At 51.8% G+C, this 16,280-nt stretch carries 14 protein-coding genes; 8 read left to right on the top strand and 6 right to left on the bottom strand.

Annotated features, from left to right (window positions below; translation table 11 throughout):
* Positions 1–71 precede the first annotated feature (71 nt).
* A complete protein-coding gene (locus ACSV5M_RS09045) occupies positions 72–1,496 on the bottom strand; it encodes a CmpA/NrtA family ABC transporter substrate-binding protein (RefSeq protein WP_439175660.1) in 1,425 nt (474 codons plus the stop codon).
* Positions 1,497–1,941: 445 nt separating this feature from the next.
* On the opposite strand from ACSV5M_RS09045, the gene ACSV5M_RS09040 reads away from it, so the two are divergent.
* From ACSV5M_RS09040 to ACSV5M_RS09005, 8 genes are all read left to right on the top strand, one after another.
* Positions 1,942–3,084 carry a hypothetical protein gene (locus tag ACSV5M_RS09040; protein ID WP_439175659.1) on the top strand — a complete coding sequence of 381 codons (1,143 nt, stop codon included), beginning with the start codon at positions 1,942–1,944 and terminating at the stop codon, positions 3,082–3,084.
* A gap of 80 nt (positions 3,085–3,164) precedes the next feature.
* On the top strand, positions 3,165–3,764 hold the full coding sequence (locus tag ACSV5M_RS09035; RefSeq protein WP_439175658.1) for an RNA polymerase sigma factor: 600 nt from the start codon (positions 3,165–3,167) through the stop codon (positions 3,762–3,764).
* Complete coding sequence (locus ACSV5M_RS09030) at positions 3,757–4,767, top strand: FecR family protein (protein WP_439175656.1); 1,011 nt, start codon at positions 3,757–3,759, stop codon at positions 4,765–4,767. The genes ACSV5M_RS09035 and ACSV5M_RS09030 overlap by 8 nt, the downstream gene beginning before the upstream one ends.
* Positions 4,768–4,872: 105 nt before the next feature.
* Entirely contained in the window at positions 4,873–8,139 is a 3,267-nt protein-coding gene (locus tag ACSV5M_RS09025; protein ID WP_439175655.1) for a TonB-dependent receptor, read from the top strand.
* 179 nt (positions 8,140–8,318) lie between these two features.
* Positions 8,319–9,872 carry a tryptophan halogenase family protein gene (locus ACSV5M_RS09020; RefSeq protein ID WP_439175654.1) on the top strand — a complete coding sequence of 518 codons (1,554 nt, stop codon included), beginning with the start codon at positions 8,319–8,321 and terminating at the stop codon, positions 9,870–9,872.
* A gap of 18 nt (positions 9,873–9,890) precedes the next feature.
* Positions 9,891–10,601, top strand: coding sequence for a SapC family protein (locus ACSV5M_RS09015; RefSeq protein ID WP_439175653.1), 711 nt, complete (start codon positions 9,891–9,893; stop codon positions 10,599–10,601).
* Positions 10,576–11,301, top strand: coding sequence for a DUF6445 family protein (locus tag ACSV5M_RS09010; RefSeq protein ID WP_439175652.1), 726 nt, complete (start codon positions 10,576–10,578; stop codon positions 11,299–11,301). Before ACSV5M_RS09015 ends, ACSV5M_RS09010 begins: the two co-directional genes overlap by 26 nt.
* Before the next feature lie 125 nt (positions 11,302–11,426).
* Positions 11,427–12,356 carry a DUF808 domain-containing protein gene (locus ACSV5M_RS09005; RefSeq protein WP_439175651.1) on the top strand — a complete coding sequence of 310 codons (930 nt, stop codon included), beginning with the start codon at positions 11,427–11,429 and terminating at the stop codon, positions 12,354–12,356.
* 200 nt (positions 12,357–12,556) lie between these two features.
* Here ACSV5M_RS09005 and purK read toward each other — a convergent pair whose 3' ends face one another.
* From purK to rdgC, 5 genes are all read right to left on the bottom strand, one after another.
* Positions 12,557–13,627, bottom strand: coding sequence for a 5-(carboxyamino)imidazole ribonucleotide synthase (gene purK, locus ACSV5M_RS09000; protein WP_439175650.1), 1,071 nt, complete (start codon positions 13,625–13,627; stop codon positions 12,557–12,559).
* The gene (gene purE / locus ACSV5M_RS08995; protein WP_439175648.1) at positions 13,627–14,118 is read right to left on the bottom strand and encodes a 5-(carboxyamino)imidazole ribonucleotide mutase; all 492 of its coding nucleotides are present in this window, start codon (positions 14,116–14,118) and stop codon (positions 13,627–13,629) included. Before purE ends, purK begins: the two co-directional genes overlap by 1 nt.
* 156 nt (positions 14,119–14,274) lie before the next feature.
* On the bottom strand, positions 14,275–14,562 hold the full coding sequence (locus ACSV5M_RS08990) for a hypothetical protein (RefSeq protein WP_439175647.1): 288 nt from the start codon (positions 14,560–14,562) through the stop codon (positions 14,275–14,277).
* Positions 14,563–14,807: 245 nt separating this feature from the next.
* Entirely contained in the window at positions 14,808–15,107 is a 300-nt protein-coding gene (locus tag ACSV5M_RS08985) for a hypothetical protein (RefSeq protein ID WP_439175646.1), read from the bottom strand.
* A gap of 162 nt (positions 15,108–15,269) precedes the next feature.
* Positions 15,270–16,187: a recombination-associated protein RdgC gene (gene rdgC / locus ACSV5M_RS08980; protein WP_439175644.1), complete on the bottom strand. Its 918-nt coding sequence runs from the start codon at positions 16,185–16,187 to the stop codon at positions 15,270–15,272.
* Positions 16,188–16,280: the final 93 nt, after the last annotated feature.

Below are 16,280 nucleotides of genomic sequence, written 5' to 3'. Positions count from 1 at the left end.
GGCACAACATTGGTGTCACGTATCAATAGCTGGCTGATGAGCCGGCGCTTTCAATGGCGCCGGCAAACGATTTACAGTTTTTCCTTACCTTTCAAGCCAATGGCGAACTTGCTCAGGTAGTCATTGGGCTTGGTGCCATCAAACACGATGCCATCAATAAAGGTGTGTGCATCCGTGGTGCGATAACCGGTTTCGCTGGCAAAGTCAGGAAAATCGGTGGCTTTTAATTTGCCTTCAGCAATCAACTCTTTTGCGGCTTGTTGGTACACCTCCGGCAGGAAAACTTTTTTCGCGGTTTCCATATACCAGGCATCGGGCTTTTCTTCGGGAATCTGGCCCCAGCGGCGCATTTGTGTCAGGAACCATACCGCATCGGAATAGTAGGGATAGGTGGCGTGATAACGAAAGAACACATTAAAGTCCGGTTCCTTACGCACATCGCCGCGCTCGTATTCGAAGACGCCGGTCATGCTGTTGGCAATGACTTTATAATCGGCACCGACATAATGTGATTGTGAAATCATCTTCGCCGCTTCGGCACGATTGGCATTGTCTTTATCGTCAAGCCATTTGCCCGCACGGATCAGTGCTTTCACGACGCGAATATGGGTATTGGGATTTTCATCGGCCCAGGTTTTGGTTACTCCAAACACTTTTTCCACAATGTTATTGCGCAGGTCGCGGTTGGTAACCACCGGAACACCGATATTGCGAAACACGGCTTGCTGGTTCCAGGGTTCACCCACGCAATAACCGTTGATCGTGCCGGCCTCAAGTGTTGCAGGCATTTGCGGTGGCGGCGTAACAGAGATCAGCACATCTGCATTCAACTGGCCGGTGATATCACCTTTATGCGGTGCATAAAATCCCGGCTTGATACCGGCAGCAGCGAGCCAGTAACGCAATTCATAATTGTGGGTTGAGACCGGAAAAACCATGCCCATGTTGAAGGACTTTCCCTTGTCGTGAAAACTTTTGATTACCGGCTTAAGTGCATCGGCAGTAATCGGATGAACCGGTTTGCCATCTTTTATTGTTACGTGAGGTTTCATTGCTTTCCAGACGTCATTGGATACCGTGCAGGCATTCCCGTGCAAATCCATGGCGAATGCCGTCACCACGTGTGCTTCAGTTCCAAAACCAATCGTTGCGCCCAAAGGTTGCCCGGCGAGCATGTGGGCACCGTCGAGTTCACCGGTAATCACACGATCCAATAACACTTTCCAGTTGGCTTGCGCTTCCAGTTGTACGCTCAAACCTTCATCATCGAAATAACCTAATTCATAGGCAACGGCGAGCGGCACCATATCGGTCAATTTAATAAAACCGAATTTTAAATCTTCTTTTTCAGAAGGCCCGAGCTTGGCGTGTGCGTGAGTGGCTGCCAGTGCAATGCAGCAAGTTATTGCAAAGGTAAATTGACGTAACACCTTGATAAAAAACGAGGCGTTCCCTGACGGATTATGTAAACCCTTATATGTGAATGTGTTAACCATAAAGCGCTCCAATCTGATGTGCAAAAAGTAAAAAATCATCACAAGGTGTTTGGCGAATTCCTTCGAGTGACGTTGACGACTATCGGGGTGCAATGCGGACCGGTTGCTACAGGTGATTATTCAAACTCTGTGCCAATCACGATGTGCACAAAGAAATTCAGACGTAAAGTGAGTGAAAAAGGTGTTTTGCATAATTTTGCACTTATATGGATCGCGTCTGTCTGCAATGGGCTATTTTGGAGCTATGCTGTTAGGAGTTGATGTGCGCTATGGAATAGCAAATTCATCTGCTGCCGCCCTTTTTTGGTACAGCCTGCGGCAGCGGGGATTTAAATAAGCGCAGTTGACTCCAAATAGTGGAGAGCGCACTCGGCGGGTGTGGTGGTGTTATCCGGTCGTGCTGGCAATGTACATAATGCATAAAAAGTATTGCGAGTGAGAAAGTATGCGAAAAGAATTGCTGAATCAGTGGGTTAGCATTGCGGCGTTGTGCCTGGGCGTCCTCCTGGCTGGCTGCGCCACTGTTTTACCGGGTAATGGTGAGAAACCGGATGCACAATTACTCGACCTGGCTCTGAGTGGTGAGCCCCTGTTGGGTTATCACTACACGGAAGCTGAGCTGCCTGAGCGGCAGTTATTTGAACTTACGCCAGCCATGCGCGACTTTGCCGAGCGACACACAGCCGGCGTCAAAGGCGACTTTGCCCGTGCCCGTGCCTTGCACAATGCGCTGCTGACGCCGAGCGTCGCCGGCGGCCATGGGATCACCTACTCCGCCTTTTATACCCTGACGGGTGCAGATGCCTTTGAAGAGCGTCAGGCCAACTGCCTCAGCTTTACCTTGTTATATGTCACCATGGCGCGCCACGTTGGTCTGGATGCCTACGTCAATGAAGTGGACTTGCCGCCCACCTGGGATTTGCGTAACCAGGATGCGTTTTTGTTTTTGCGGCACGTCAACTCCAAGGTGAGGTTGCGTCGCGACGAAGTCGTTATTGATCTGGAGATGAACCGTTACAGCAGCACCTATAAGCAGCGCTTGATCTCGGAAAAGCTCACCGCTGCGCAGTTTTATAACAATCGCGGCATGGAGTTATCCGCCGAGGGCAAATTCAAAGAAGCGTTCCTGCATCTACGCAAAGCCTTGCTGTTGGATCACGAGCAAAGTTACATCTGGAGCAACCTGGCCACCATCTATCGACGCAATGGCTATTTAAAGGAAGCCGAAGCGCTGTACCTCCAGGGTTTGCACATTGATAGCGGCGATTTGACCATCATCAGTAATCTCAGTGGTCTGTATCGGCAGATGGAACAGCCGGAAAAGGCGGACACTTTTTTTCAACTAGCAGAGCGCCACCGTAACAGCAACCCTTATTTCTTGTACTACGAAGCCAATAAGTCACTGGAGTCGGGTGACCCTGTGCAAGCCCGCGAGCTGTTGAAAAAAGCTATCAGCAAAGAAAAAGCCGAAGTGCGCTTCTATGACCTTGGGGTAAAGATCTACGAAGCTCTGGGAGATCAGAAACAGGCTGACGCCATGCGCAAGCGCGCCACCCAGCGGCGTGAAGCAATCATCTCACCCTCCTGACTTTTTTCGCGCTCCTATGGCGGAAAAGCTCGGTTCAATCGTCTGGTAGTGGATGGAAATGCTTTTACCGGCCCAAAATTATGTCTAATAACGATAACGTCAACAGCGTGTTTATTGCCCTGAGAACCACCCTGGCGCGGGCGGTTTCGCATATTGTGCCGCCCCGTGAGGTCGAGGACATCGTGCAGGAAACCTATGTGCGGGTCTGTCAGGTCGGCGAGCGGGATGATATCCATCACCCACGCTCGTTTATGTTACGCACGGCGCGCAATCTGGCCCTGGATCATCGCAAACGCTCCGAAAGCCGGCTGGCGGACAGCATGGAAGACTTGCAGGAGGATTTGCAGGAATTGGCCACTGGTGCCGATGAAACCTATGACCGTGTCGCGGCTAACCAGGAATTCGGTCACTTCTGCGAGGCCGTCCGCCAGTTGCCGCAGCAGTGTCGCAAGGCCTTCGTGTTGCGCAAGGTGTACGGCTATTCTCAAAAGGAGATTGCGGCGAGCCTGGGGATCAGTGAGAACACGGTGGAAAAACATATCGCCATGGGTATCAAACGCTGTACCGGATTTATGATGGCGCTGACGTCCGGTCAGCCGCAAAAAAGTAAGGGTCTAACGGCCGAGGCGCTTTCTGCTGAAGAGGCACCCTTGGCACAAGCAGGTGTGAGTCATGAGTAAGGTGGTGGAATTTTCCAATAAAGAGCAGATTCACGAGCAAGCCAGCCTCTGGATTGCGCGACTGGACCGTGGCTTGAGTGAGGAAGAGCAGCAAAGCCTCGCGGATTGGGTACGGCAAAGCCGTGAGCATCGGCGGGTATTGTTTGAGATGGCCGCGCTCTGGGATCGCATGGACAGCCTCGCCCGGCTGGCCGATTTATTTGATGCCCCCCAGCGTGCCAAACCGCGCGTGCGAATGTATTTGACCATGGCGGCATCGGTCATGTTGACCGCGCTGGCCTTTGCCTGGAGCTGGACTTACCTCGCCGGGCATCCTGCGTTGATGGATAAGCGTTATGAAACGGCTATCGGCGAACATTCCACCATCAACCTGCCCGACGGCTCGCTGCTGGTGCTGAACACCAACACACGGGTGATGGTGACCTACGAGCCCGACTACCGTTTATTTATTCTGGAGCGCGGCGAGATCAATATCGATGTGGCGCACGATAACGCACGTCCTTTGAGCGTGATGGCCGGTGACCGGGTTGTGCAGGCGGTTGGCACGGCGTTTAACGTCAAGATATTCAATGAGCGCGAAGTCGAATTGCTGGTGACCGATGGCAAAGTACGGGTAGCCAAACGGCCAGCGGCATCAATGGACATTGATGCGCCGACACGCCTGGCGGAAACGGCCATGGCTGTGACCAAAGGAGAAAAGGTCGTGTTGGGTTCGGCGCAGGAAACGATTGCGCAGGTGGCTGAAACGGATATCGCGGCACAGTTAAGTTGGCGGCAAGGCAACTTAATCTTTCGCGGTGAAAGCCTGGAGCAGGCGCTGACGGAAATTACCCGTTATACCTCGGTTGAGTTTGAGGTCATGGATGAACAGATCAGGCACGCGCGTATCGCCGGCTTATTCAAGGCGGGCGACGTAGACGGTTTATTAGCGACCTTAACCCGCAACTTTAATATTGAAAGTGAACGTCTGGATGACAATAAGATCCTGTTGCGCGCCCGCTGAAAAATTCCCCGTGCCTTGCTTGTTGTGCTGTGAGTAAAACCTTACACTCCGCCCATGCGCGTCGCATCCTGCGACATCGATTCATGACAATAATTATTCAAAAAAATGTCTTCGACTTTATGGCGGAAAAAAATCGCTCATTCGTCTATTCAGCAGGCGAGCAACACGCTCGCTTCTGAAGGACACGAAGCGGCGATTTCTACCTCGTTGCGCTGTGCTCTGTTCATGATGCTGAGTTCCGCAACCTGGGCTGAAGACGCGCACCTTGGCACAATAATCCCTTTCGATATCCCTCAGCAACGAGCGGATCTATCGCTCATCGAGTTTGCCAAACAAGCCAACATTACGTTGATCTTTCCGTTTGATGCAGCAATGGAAGTCACCGCAAATCCGTTGGTGGGTCGTTATTCCATCGAAGAAGCCGTCAAGTTGTTGTTGGCGAATACGCGATTGAAGGTGAGCGTCGGTGAGGATGGTCAGCTCATGATCACGAGCAATCAGACTCAAGGGGAAATCGATTCCATGCACACTAAAAATAAATTATCGAGTGCTATTCTCGGCATACTGTCATCCATGGCCGCCTCGCCATCACTCGCGCAGGATGATGCCAGTTCTGTGGAAGAAGTGTTGGTCACCGGTATTCGCGGCAGCTTACAACGATCCATGGATATGAAACGCGATGCACCCGGTGTGGTAGATGCCATTTCGGCGGAAGACATCGGTAAATTTCCGGACACGAACCTGGCCGAATCCTTACAGCGTATTACCGGTGTCTCCATCGACCGTTCCGGTGGGGAAGGGCAGTTGATCACGGTGCGCGGTTTCGGCCCGGAATTTAATACCGTATTGGTAAATGGCCGTCAGATTGCCTCAGAAAATGATTCGCGCGCATTCAGTTTTGATACGCTCGCGTCGGAGTTGGTGAGCGGTTTGAATGTACATAAAACGTCTACGGCGACCATGCAGTCCGGCGGTATCGGCGCCACCGTGAATGTTCAAACCGCACGACCTTTTGATATGAACGGTTTTAAAGTCGCCGGTAGCGTGAAAGCCCTGGTCGACGAAAACAGCGAATCCACCTCGCCGCAATTTTCCGGTTTGATCAGTAATACATTTAATGAAGATACCTTGGGGGTGTTGCTGGCGTTGTCATACCAGGAGCGCGAAACTCGCCTGAATCAGGCGCAGATGGATGGCTGGCTGGAAAATGTCGGTATTCCCACGACAGAATTAAACGGCGGTGCTGGCGTGCCGGAAGGCTCCACCATTTTCTCGCCGCGCAACTATGATCACAAAGTCACTTTTGAAGAACGTACGCGCACCAATGGTTCACTGGTGTTGCAATTCGCTCCCTCAGATACCTTAACCCTCACCACCGATTTACTTTATTCCGACTTCGATGTGGAAACCAACGCGCTGTCATACGGCCACTGGTTTACCGCACCGAACATTACCGATGCGGTAACGGATGAAAATGGTACGGTGATTGATTTGCGCCAGGAAGTAGGTTTGGCGACGGATATGCACGCCAAGAAATTTGATCGCCTGACCGAAACGTTCCTGTTTGGTTTTAATGCCGATTGGGACGTAACAGAAAACCTGAACTTAAATTTCGACGCAAGTTTTTCCAACGCCGAACGCGAAGCCAATAACGGTGGTGGCGATCAACTGTCGCTGATCGGTTACGCCAACCGTGTCCGCTTCCAGGTTGACGATGCGATTTTGCCCGTGGCCAGTGAATTTGAAACGGCCAACCCGAATATTTATTCGGGGCAACAGGAACTGGACGGTACCGCATATCTTGATCCATCCAATCCAAATTACGAGCCACCAGCCGGTGTGCAGGATTTTCTCAGTAAAGAGAACAGTCGCGCGCATGTGATGCTGCGCCGGGGATGGGCAGTGGAAGACGATGTGACCCAGCTAAAACTGGACGGCACCTGGGATGAAGGCAGCACCAGCGGTTTGGTGAAAGCAAAATTCGGGGCAATGTTTTCCACTGAAACCAAAACACTGGAGCGTTGGGATAATGAAGGCGTGGGTATCCATTGTACCTATTGCGGTTATCCTGATTTGCCGGAAATTCCGGCGGACATGCAATACGTGTTTGATGCCGGCAGCGATTTTTTAAGTGATGTCAGCGGCAGTGGCAGAATGCCAACGCAATGGCTGGCCCACGACGGCGAAGAAAATTTTGCGTTCCTGGAACAGTATTATCAAAGCGTCAACGGTGAATCCATCAGTTTTGATGCGGTGCGTCGCGATAACTCTTTTGAAGTGGAAGAGGAAACTATCTCGGTGTACCTGGAAGTGGACTTTGCTGGTGAGCTGGACGGTATGCCAATCGCGGCAACAACCGGTGTGCGCGTGGAAAGTACCGATACCCAGGTGGATGGAACCCAGGCTCCGATCATCGGTTTAACCATCCTCGACGAAACGGAAATGCTGGCGCAGTACGGTCCCGCCGAATCGATCAACGCCAAGACCAGTTACGACGCTATCCTGCCCAACATGAGCGTCAAACTGAATATCACCGACGACATGATTGTGCGCGCCGCCGCCTCAAAAACCATGACGCGCCCAACGTTGAACAGCATGGCCCCGGTCACCGTCATCACCACCACGCGCCAGGGCGGCGATTTAACCTCAACCAGCGGTAACGCCGCGCTTGAACCTTTCGAATCGGATAATCTGGATCTGTCCTGGGAATGGTATTACGGCGATGCGAGTTATGTGTCTGTGGGTTACTTTAAAAAAGATGTAGCGAATTTTATCGTCAACTCGCTGGAAGACATTACCTTCACCCTGCCCAACGGCGACACCTTGTTAGACCCTTCTACGGGTGACGATACCGGCGCCGCGGACGCTAACGACACCGCCGCCGTCTTTACCAACACGCTACCCAACAACGGCGAAACGGCAACGGTCGACGGTGTGGAGTTCGGTGTTCAACACACCTTTGGCGATACCGGTTTCGGCATCATGTTTAACGCCACATTGGTGGACAGCGATGCCGAACTCGACCCGGCCAATGTTGAGCAAGTCTTTGCACTAACCGGTCTTAGCGATTCGTACAACGTCGTCGGCTTTTATGAGCAGGGACCATTCCAGATTCGCCTGGCCTACAACCGCCGCGATGATTTTGTACAATCACTGACACAACTCAACGGCGATGGCCCGACCATTGTGGAAGATTATGAACAGTGGGATATCAGCGCAAGTTACGACGTTACCGATGATATTTCGATCTTCGCTGAAGGGTTAAACCTCACCGAAGAATATGTTCATAAACGCGGACGCTACGCCAATCAACTGTTATTGGTTGAGGATAGTGGTAGACGTTGGACAGTGGGCGTGCGCGCAAGCTTTTAAAACGCTTTTAACAATGCCAGTTGAGGCACAGCAGGGATAGCGGTGAGTATGCGAGACCATCGCCGGCATGGATACCGGTGATGAGCCTACAGGGATGTATTCACGGCGAGTCTCGCATACTCACCGCTATTCCTGACCCCATGGCGCAACCAATATCGTTTAGAAAACATGAAAGAATAATGAACAAAAAAACAAAATCCATTGTGGTTGTTGGTGGTGGAACGGCGGGGTGGATCACCGCTGGCCGTATTGCTGCGATGCACAAAGCTAATCAGCCAGATGGTGTCCAGGTTACTCTGGTGGAGTCACCCAATATTCCTATCATCGGCGTGGGTGAAGGCACTTGGCCGACGATGCGTAATACATTAATTAAATTAGGTATTTCTGAAACGGATTTTATTCGCGAGTGTGACGCGTCTTTCAAGCAAGGCGCAAAGTTTGCGCGCTGGGTTGATGGGACAGATACCGATTTTTATTACCACCCCTTAATGCTCCCGCAAGGCTTCGGAAAAGTTAACCTCGCGCCTTACTGGCAACAGCATCGCCACAACGGATTAGAGGGGCAATCATTTTCTGCCGCGGTCTGTTTTCAGGAAGCAATCTGTGAGCAGGGTTTGGCACCCAAGATGATCACCACGCCGGAATTCAGTGCGATGGCGAACTACGCCTACCATCTGAATGCCGGAAAATTTTCATCATTCTTGCAAAAGCATTGTTGTGAAAAATTGGGTGTTAAACATATTCTTGCCGATGTGACTGCTGTTCATTCAGCAGAAAATGGTGATATCGCTGCCATTGAAACACAACAGGCTGGGCGTATTGAAGGCGATCTTTTTATTGATTGCACCGGTTTTTCTTCGTTGCTCTTGGGCAAACATTTCGAGGTGCCTTGGGTAGATTGCAGCGATGTGCTGTTTATTGATCGCGCCCTGGCGGTACAGGTACCTTACACGGACGAAGATGCGCCCATTGCATCGCATACCATCTCCACCGCGCAGGAGGCAGGGTGGATTTGGGATATTGGTTTGCAACATCGTCGCGGTATTGGCCATGTGTATGCCAGCAACTACACGACAGAAGCGCAAGCGTTGCAGCGCCTGGCGGATTATGTCGGGCTGCTGTTTGATGAGTCGGCGGTGCGGCGTATTCCGATCAAGTCAGGCCATCGGCAATTATTCTGGAAAAATAATTGCGTTGCGGTGGGTTTGTCGGCGGGATTCCTGGAGCCGCTGGAAGCGTCGGCGCTGGTGCTGGTGGAATTATCGGCAACCATGATCGCAGAGCAATTGCCGGCGTGTCGCGCTATTATGGATATCACTGCCAGGCGGTTTAATGATACCTTTCGTTATCGTTGGCAACGGATTATTGATTTCCTGAAATTGCATTACATCCTCAGCAAGCGCACGGATAATGCCTTCTGGATTGATAACCGCGATCCGCAGACGATTCCGGAAACCTTGCAGGAGCTCATGCAGTTGTGGCGCTATCAGTCACCCTGGGATCACGACTTCACCAGTAACAACGAAGTCTTTCCGGCGGCGAGTTATCAGTACGTGCTCTACGGTATGGGTTTTGAAACCGATACGGCGTTTCAGCAACACCATTGGGATGAAGCGCAAGCACGCGAGCAATTACACAAAAACCGTAAGCATGTCGAGCAGGCCTTGCGCCAGTTGCCCGGCAATCGCGAGTTATTAAAGCGGATTCATCAATACGGTTTGCAAACTCTTTAACTGAATTGGAATGACCAGATGGCCAAGTTTGTTTCATTACACAATAATCTTCATCGTCATATTCGCGTAGATCAAAGCCGGATTGAAGCGCAGGGAGCCAAAGAGCGCATGGTGCCGGTGGTGATGAGCGAATTCCTCAAATTGGCGGTGCAATACCCGATTGCGTTTACCAAGTACAGTGACACGGGGCGCTTCGTGTGTGTAGCTTTGTTGGGATTTGAAGAACACGAAAATCTTTTTTGGGATGGCGATCGCTGGCAAGGTATTTACACACCGCTGAATATTGTGCGCCAGCCATTTTTTGTTGGACAGGAAGATGACAAAACCGTGATCTGTATCGATGCGGACAGTGAATGCCTGACGCGTGAACAAGGCGAAGCCATCTTTAATGAGCAGGGCGAGGAAACGGCATTTTTGCGCAAGGTAAAAGCCATGCTGGCGCAACTGATTGAGGGCGAACAACACACGCAACTATTTATTGAAGCCCTGTTGCAACACAAACTGTTAATGCCGATGTCTTTTAACATTACCTTTATTAATCAACAGGAGCAGCGCGTGCAAGGCCTGTACACCATTGATGAAGAAAAACTTGCCGCGCTGGATGACGCTGCCGTGCTGCAGCTGCATCAGCAGGGATATCTGAAGCCCATCTATACCCTGATCACTTCCCTGGGACATCTCTATTCATTGGTTGAAAAGAAAAATGCGCGGCTTGCTTCAGCCTCCTGAGGTGGCCGGCGTGGGCTACGATGTTCATGCCCTCGGCCACGAGGCTCAACCCCTGGTGGTGGTCGATAATGTCATCGATGACCCGGAAACCTTGATTGCCCTTGCCGAGGCCGATCCACCGTTTGTAGCGCAACCGACAGATTATTACCCCGGTATTCGCAAACCCGTCAGTAACAGGTATCCGGATCAGTTACTGCAAAAAATCGAACCGATATTGCGCGAAGTATTCGGTTTACCGGATCAACTTGAACCACAGGTGCGCCTGTCTGCTTTTTCCCTCACGACCACACCATCGCAGCAACTGCGCCCCATCCAATGTGTACCGCATATCGATAATCATGTCGCGCATCAATTTGCGGTGGTGCATTATCTGTGTCATGAAAAGTTCGGTGGCACCTCCTTCTATCGTCATCGCAGCACGGGCTACGAAACGGTTACCAGCGACAGGCTGGAGCATTACTTTAAGGTATTGAAACAGGAAGTCATGGCTGATGACACCGTCGGCCGCGATTACATCAATGGCAATACCCGTTTATTCGAGCGCATTGCCCGCATCCAGGTGCGTTTTAATCGCGCGTTGATTTATCGCAGCTGCTCCCTGCATTCCGGTGATATATCCGCCGCCGCCGGGTTGTCACCAAACCCGCGTCAAGGGCGGCTTACGCTCAACAGTTTTATTGAAAGCCAATCATCTGTTTGATGGAGGTTGCCCTTCCATCATCTGGATAGTCCTTATCCAAGCTGCTAGCATCCCCCAACTAAACCTGTTCGTGCCGCCATGACATCTGGCGGCTTTCACTATGTTGTTTCACAAGGAAATTCAGTATGGCTGGTGGTAGTTTATTAACGCTGTTGGATGATATTGCAACAGTACTCGATGACATTGCGGTGATGACCAAAGTCGCCACCAAAAAAACCGCCGGCGTGCTGGGCGATGACCTTGCGCTTAACGCGCAACAGGTGACCGGCGTCAGAGCTGAGCGGGAGTTACCAGTGGTATGGGCCGTTGCCAAAGGCTCAATGCGCAACAAAATTATTCTGGTGCCGGCAGCCTTGCTGATCAGTGCGCTTATGCCCTGGGCAATCACGCCGCTGCTGATGTTGGGCGGCGCCTTTTTATGTTTTGAAGGCTGCGAAAAACTCGCGCATAAATTTTTACATCGCGCAGAAGAAGAACACCATCGCGCCGAACTCACTCAGGCGTTGGTTAATCCCGATATCGATATACTTGCGCTGGAAAAAGAAAAAGTGAAAAGCGCTATTCGCACAGATTTCGTGTTATCCGCTGAAATTATCGTCATCACCCTGGGCGCCGCCGCTGCGATGGATTTTGTGGGTCGCCTGGGCGTGCTGGTGGTGATCTCCATCATCATGACCGTTGGCGTTTACGGCCTGGTGGCAGCCATTGTGAAACTTGATGACGCAGGTTTGTACCTGCAAAAAAAGTCCGGCGAGAATTTTACGGCACGATTTCAACGCGGCTTCGGTGCTGGCATTTTACGCACCGCGCCCTGGTTGATGAAAACACTATCGGTCGTCGGTACCGCAGCCATGTTTATGGTGGGTGGCGGCATCCTGGTTCACGGCTTACCGTTTTTACATTACTGGCTTGAAGCGATTCCTGTTGCGCATGAGGGTTTCACCGGTGCGCTGGTGGCAACGGTATTTAATGCTGTGGCGGGTATTTTAGTGGGCGCGGTGATACTGGTTGTGGTAAGTTTTTTCCAACGATTATTCAAGCGAACCGCTCATTGAGCATCAGCTTTAAAATGCAAACTAACAATCCTGGTGCTTGGATAATGTGAGTTTGGCGTTAGGGCAGGTATTTCGAAACCCTCAAGTCAGGGACGACTTGAGGGAGCTACAGGGATGTATCAATGCGTTTTCGAAATACCCGCCCTAATGACAAACGGGCTACGGAGCACGATTTTTCGCTCGCAAAAGAATAAAAAAAACTACCTAATCGATTGCACCAACCAATCAATAACTTCGTTGTAATTACTCGGCAGATGTGGACGAAGCGCCTCGAGCGACCAACGAATAGCCGCATTATCCGTATGAGTGATATTGATATGCCCCACCTTCCGTCCAGGCAACACCTCTTTGCCATACCACACCAGCTCAGTCCCCGGCACCGCCAGCCATTGATTATTCCGCTCAGTACCCACCAGATTCACCATCACACTCAGGCCTTTAATGGTCGGCTGGCCCAGCGGCAAATCGGTGATGGCGCGCAGGTGTAATTCAAATTGATTGGTGCTGGCGCCAGCCTGGGTCCAGTGGCCGCTGTTGTGCACGCGTGGCGCCAGTTCGTTGATCATCAGGCGGTCCCCGACGCGGAAACATTCCATGGCCATCACGCCCACGTAATTCAGATGCTGCAACAGTGTCTCCAGCATCTTTTCGGCTTGAGCTTGCAAGTGGGCCAGGCGTGGCAGCGGCGCTACGGAGCCGAGCAGGATGCCGTTGACGTGCAGGTTCAGGGTGAGCGGGAAAAATACGCATTGGCCCGCCGCGTTGCGCGCGCCGACCAGAGAAACTTCTTCGTCGAAGGCAATGGCCTGCTCTGCAATGGCTTGTTCGTGCCAATTGTCAGGAATCTCATCCTGGCGGGACTGATGCAACCAGTGCTGGCCCTTGCCGTCATAGCCGCCGGTGCGGCGCTTCAGCAGAACCCGTTCGCCAAACTTATGATGCAGATCAGCCGCCTGGGTTGATTCATCCACATGGGCCCAGGGCGCGGTGGCCAGACCCAGTTCGTCGATCAGCGTTTTTTGGGTTTTGCGATCCGCCAGGCGGCCGAAGACCGTGCTATTGATGAAGCGAGGATGTTGCGCCAGGGCGTGGGTGGCTACCGATTCGGGCCACTGTTCGCGCTCGGCGGTAACGATATCCCGGGCATCCAGTGCTGGTGCTTCACTGGCATCAATCGCTACCGGGCGGACATCCAGATTGAGCGGGCGACCCGCCGTTTGCAGCATGGCGCCCAGCTGGCCGGCGCCCAAGACCCATACTCGTCGACTCATTACTCAATACTCGGATCAGGATTATCCAGAACAGCCTGGGTCTGTTCAGTACGGAATTGCTCGATACGGGCGGCGAGTGCCGGATCGTTCAGCGCGAGGATTTGGCACGCCAGCAGGCCGGCGTTGAAGGCGCCAGCCGTGCCGATGGCGAGGGTGCCAACGGCGATACCCTTGGGCATCTGCACGATAGAAAGCAGGCTATCCATCCCGTTCAGGGCTTTGCTTTGCACCGGAACGCCCAGTACGGGCAGGCGGGTATGCGCGGCAACCATGCCGGGTAAGTGCGCCGCACCGCCAGCGCCAGCGATAATCACGCCATAGCCGCTATCGGCGGCTTGTTCGGCAAAACGGGTAAGTTTCTGGGGGGTGCGGTGGGCAGAGACGACTTCGGTGTGATAATCCACACCCAATTGCTGCAGTATCTCCACAGCGGCCTGCATGGTGGCCCAGTCACTGCGTGAACCCATAATAACGGCGACTTTGTTGCTCATAATGCGCGGTCCCGATTGGAAAAAAGCGCGCATATTAGCACAACATGGGGATTATCCACAGATAGAAGGAGGCGGGGGAGGTACGGCTCGCCGCTCATCCTTGAGCTGTTTCCACTCCTTTGTTTGTCATTCCTTGGTGGTCAGGCGATCCGATGATCAATAATCTTCCGTGCTGCCATCGACATCATTTTTTTCTTCGATGCCTTTCTCATATTCTGCTTCGGTCAGCATGTCATCACCGTTGGTGTCCCACACGGTAAATTTCTTTTCGCTTAAACCGTGATACAGCGCTTCGCTTTCGCTGATAGAGCCGTCTTTGTTGACATCCAGCACATTAAAGCTGGGTGCTTGCGGCCCTTGCACCGCCCCCGCAGGGTCGTTTGCTAAAACCAGGGTAGATGAGGCCAGTAGAGCACCGGCAAAAAAGACAGGTAGTTTTTTCATGGTTACATCCTCGATCAATGCAATCTATTAATAAATTAACGTAGCGAATGCTATTAAGCATGGGATGTGCCAAATGTTTGTTGAGGAAAGTAAGTGGTTGTCAGCGCTACGCTTTTTGGATCTACAGGTGTATCTGTTATGGCGTAGCGTGCTGTTCGACGAGGTGCTTTTTACAGAAGCATTGTAAAACTTATAGGAAAACTTAGTTGCAAAAATTTACGAAAAGGGTAACGGCGGAAACTATGTCAGTTTTTGCACAAAAAGGTCTTCTCCAGTAGCTCCTGCAATTTTTTGCAAGCTCGCTGCTCAATCAACGCATCTGTTTGTCGTGCAGTTTTAAGAATGTATTTGCCGATGACCTTATCATTTGCGCTGCCCTCCAAAAGGGCGTGGACCAGTTTATTGCTGGTTTCCAAAGAGCGACTTAATTTTTCTACTAACACTCTTGCTTGTTGCAGATCCATTATTCCATTGATGTCCTTGGTAGTGTCAGCTGCGCAAGCACTGGCGTCGATCAGATCGGGTGGCGTTACATCATCTTTCATACTGAAAACTATGGCGCGAGGTCTGTCGCGATGTGTGGAAAAGCAGGGTGGTTTGTTCGTGGGCGCGAGTATGGGGCAGGTTTGTTGCAGCTTGATGAATCAATTGTGTTGAGAGGAAAAAGCGGTGGTATGGATCGCGCGAATATAGGCGATCCATCTCCATTACGCATCCTGATAGGAATCGTCTTCTCCGCCAAACGCTTTTAGTAGCGCAGCGATAAAGGTCTTTAATTCCAAGGTCATGATGGCAAAGTCGGCGTCGAACTGCTCTGCCTTGCTTTCCGGGTTGCGGTCGTTGGCCTGTTCCTGAATTTTGTCTTCGAACTTCAGGCGCTTGATGGCCAACTGATCATCAATGACGCAATGAATGGCTTCCTTCCAGGTGATCGCCACTTTGTTCACAAACATGCCGCTCTCCAGGTGGCTGCGTATTTCGTCAGCATATAAATCCTGATTCTTGCAGCGAATAACCCGGCCGTCTTTGCCCGCTTGTAATTCGCATTCTTCGCGCAGTTCAAACTCCGGTGGCAGTTGCGCGTCACGCAGCCAGTGGGTCATTACCTGGGTGGGAACATTTTTGGCGGTGACAGGAATTGCACGCAAGCTGCCCAGCGCTTCGCGCAGTGCGCTTAACAAGTCTTCGGCGCGTTTGGCGGACGAGGCATTAACGACAATCAAACCCTCTTGCGTAGCGATGTAGGCAAAATCCAGCGAGGATTTGGTGAAGGCTTTGGGCAACAGGGAAAAAATAATTTCATCTTTTAATGTCTGCCGTTCCTTGCGTCCGACACTGCGCGATTCCGCTTCGCTGATGGCGATGGCTTTTTCTTCCAGTTGCTCATTGACTACGGCAGTGGGCAGGATTTTTTCCTGTTTCTTTGCGCAGATCATGATGTAGCCGGCGGCGGCGTGCACATATTCACTGCCGTGTCGCCCCAGTGGAGGTACCCAACCGTAACGCATCATGTCGAGGTTACCGCAGGGGTTAAAACTAAACTCACCCAATCGTTCATTGAGTTCTTCGGGAGTGAGTGTCCATTGTTCGGTGAGACGATAAAGACGGAGGTTTTTAAACCACATAATCAATCCGGGAAATAACGCTGAAACCTGAAATTAAGAAAACATTCCGCGCGCATCGCCCTTCGCTAAAAGCGGCGATGCTGAGCGCAGAAT

Source organism: Cellvibrio sp. ARAG 10.3, assembly GCF_051846955.1.
Lineage (GTDB): Bacteria > Pseudomonadota > Gammaproteobacteria > Pseudomonadales > Cellvibrionaceae > Cellvibrio.
This window is presented reverse-complemented; position numbering and strand designations above follow the sequence as displayed.

What these genes read in the sequence shown, in the direction of transcription:
- ACSV5M_RS09045 (WP_439175660.1), bottom strand. Translation starts at nt 1,496, where the DNA reads ATGGTTAACACATTCACATATAAGGGTTTACATAATCCGTCAGGGAAC.
- ACSV5M_RS09040 (WP_439175659.1), top strand. Translation starts at nt 1,942, where the DNA reads ATGCGAAAAGAATTGCTGAATCAGTGGGTTAGCATTGCGGCGTTGTGC.
- ACSV5M_RS09035 (WP_439175658.1), top strand. Translation starts at nt 3,165, where the DNA reads ATGTCTAATAACGATAACGTCAACAGCGTGTTTATTGCCCTGAGAACC.
- ACSV5M_RS09030 (WP_439175656.1), top strand. Translation starts at nt 3,757, where the DNA reads ATGAGTAAGGTGGTGGAATTTTCCAATAAAGAGCAGATTCACGAGCAA.
- ACSV5M_RS09025 (WP_439175655.1), top strand. Translation starts at nt 4,873, where the DNA reads ATGTCTTCGACTTTATGGCGGAAAAAAATCGCTCATTCGTCTATTCAG.
- ACSV5M_RS09020 (WP_439175654.1), top strand. Translation starts at nt 8,319, where the DNA reads ATGAACAAAAAAACAAAATCCATTGTGGTTGTTGGTGGTGGAACGGCG.
- ACSV5M_RS09015 (WP_439175653.1), top strand. Translation starts at nt 9,891, where the DNA reads ATGGCCAAGTTTGTTTCATTACACAATAATCTTCATCGTCATATTCGC.
- ACSV5M_RS09010 (WP_439175652.1), top strand. Translation starts at nt 10,576, where the DNA reads ATGCGCGGCTTGCTTCAGCCTCCTGAGGTGGCCGGCGTGGGCTACGAT.
- ACSV5M_RS09005 (WP_439175651.1), top strand. Translation starts at nt 11,427, where the DNA reads ATGGCTGGTGGTAGTTTATTAACGCTGTTGGATGATATTGCAACAGTA.
- purK (WP_439175650.1), bottom strand. Translation starts at nt 13,627, where the DNA reads ATGAGTCGACGAGTATGGGTCTTGGGCGCCGGCCAGCTGGGCGCCATG.
- purE (WP_439175648.1), bottom strand. Translation starts at nt 14,118, where the DNA reads ATGAGCAACAAAGTCGCCGTTATTATGGGTTCACGCAGTGACTGGGCC.
- ACSV5M_RS08990 (WP_439175647.1), bottom strand. Translation starts at nt 14,562, where the DNA reads ATGAAAAAACTACCTGTCTTTTTTGCCGGTGCTCTACTGGCCTCATCT.
- ACSV5M_RS08985 (WP_439175646.1), bottom strand. Translation starts at nt 15,107, where the DNA reads ATGAAAGATGATGTAACGCCACCCGATCTGATCGACGCCAGTGCTTGC.
- rdgC (WP_439175644.1), bottom strand. Translation starts at nt 16,187, where the DNA reads ATGTGGTTTAAAAACCTCCGTCTTTATCGTCTCACCGAACAATGGACA.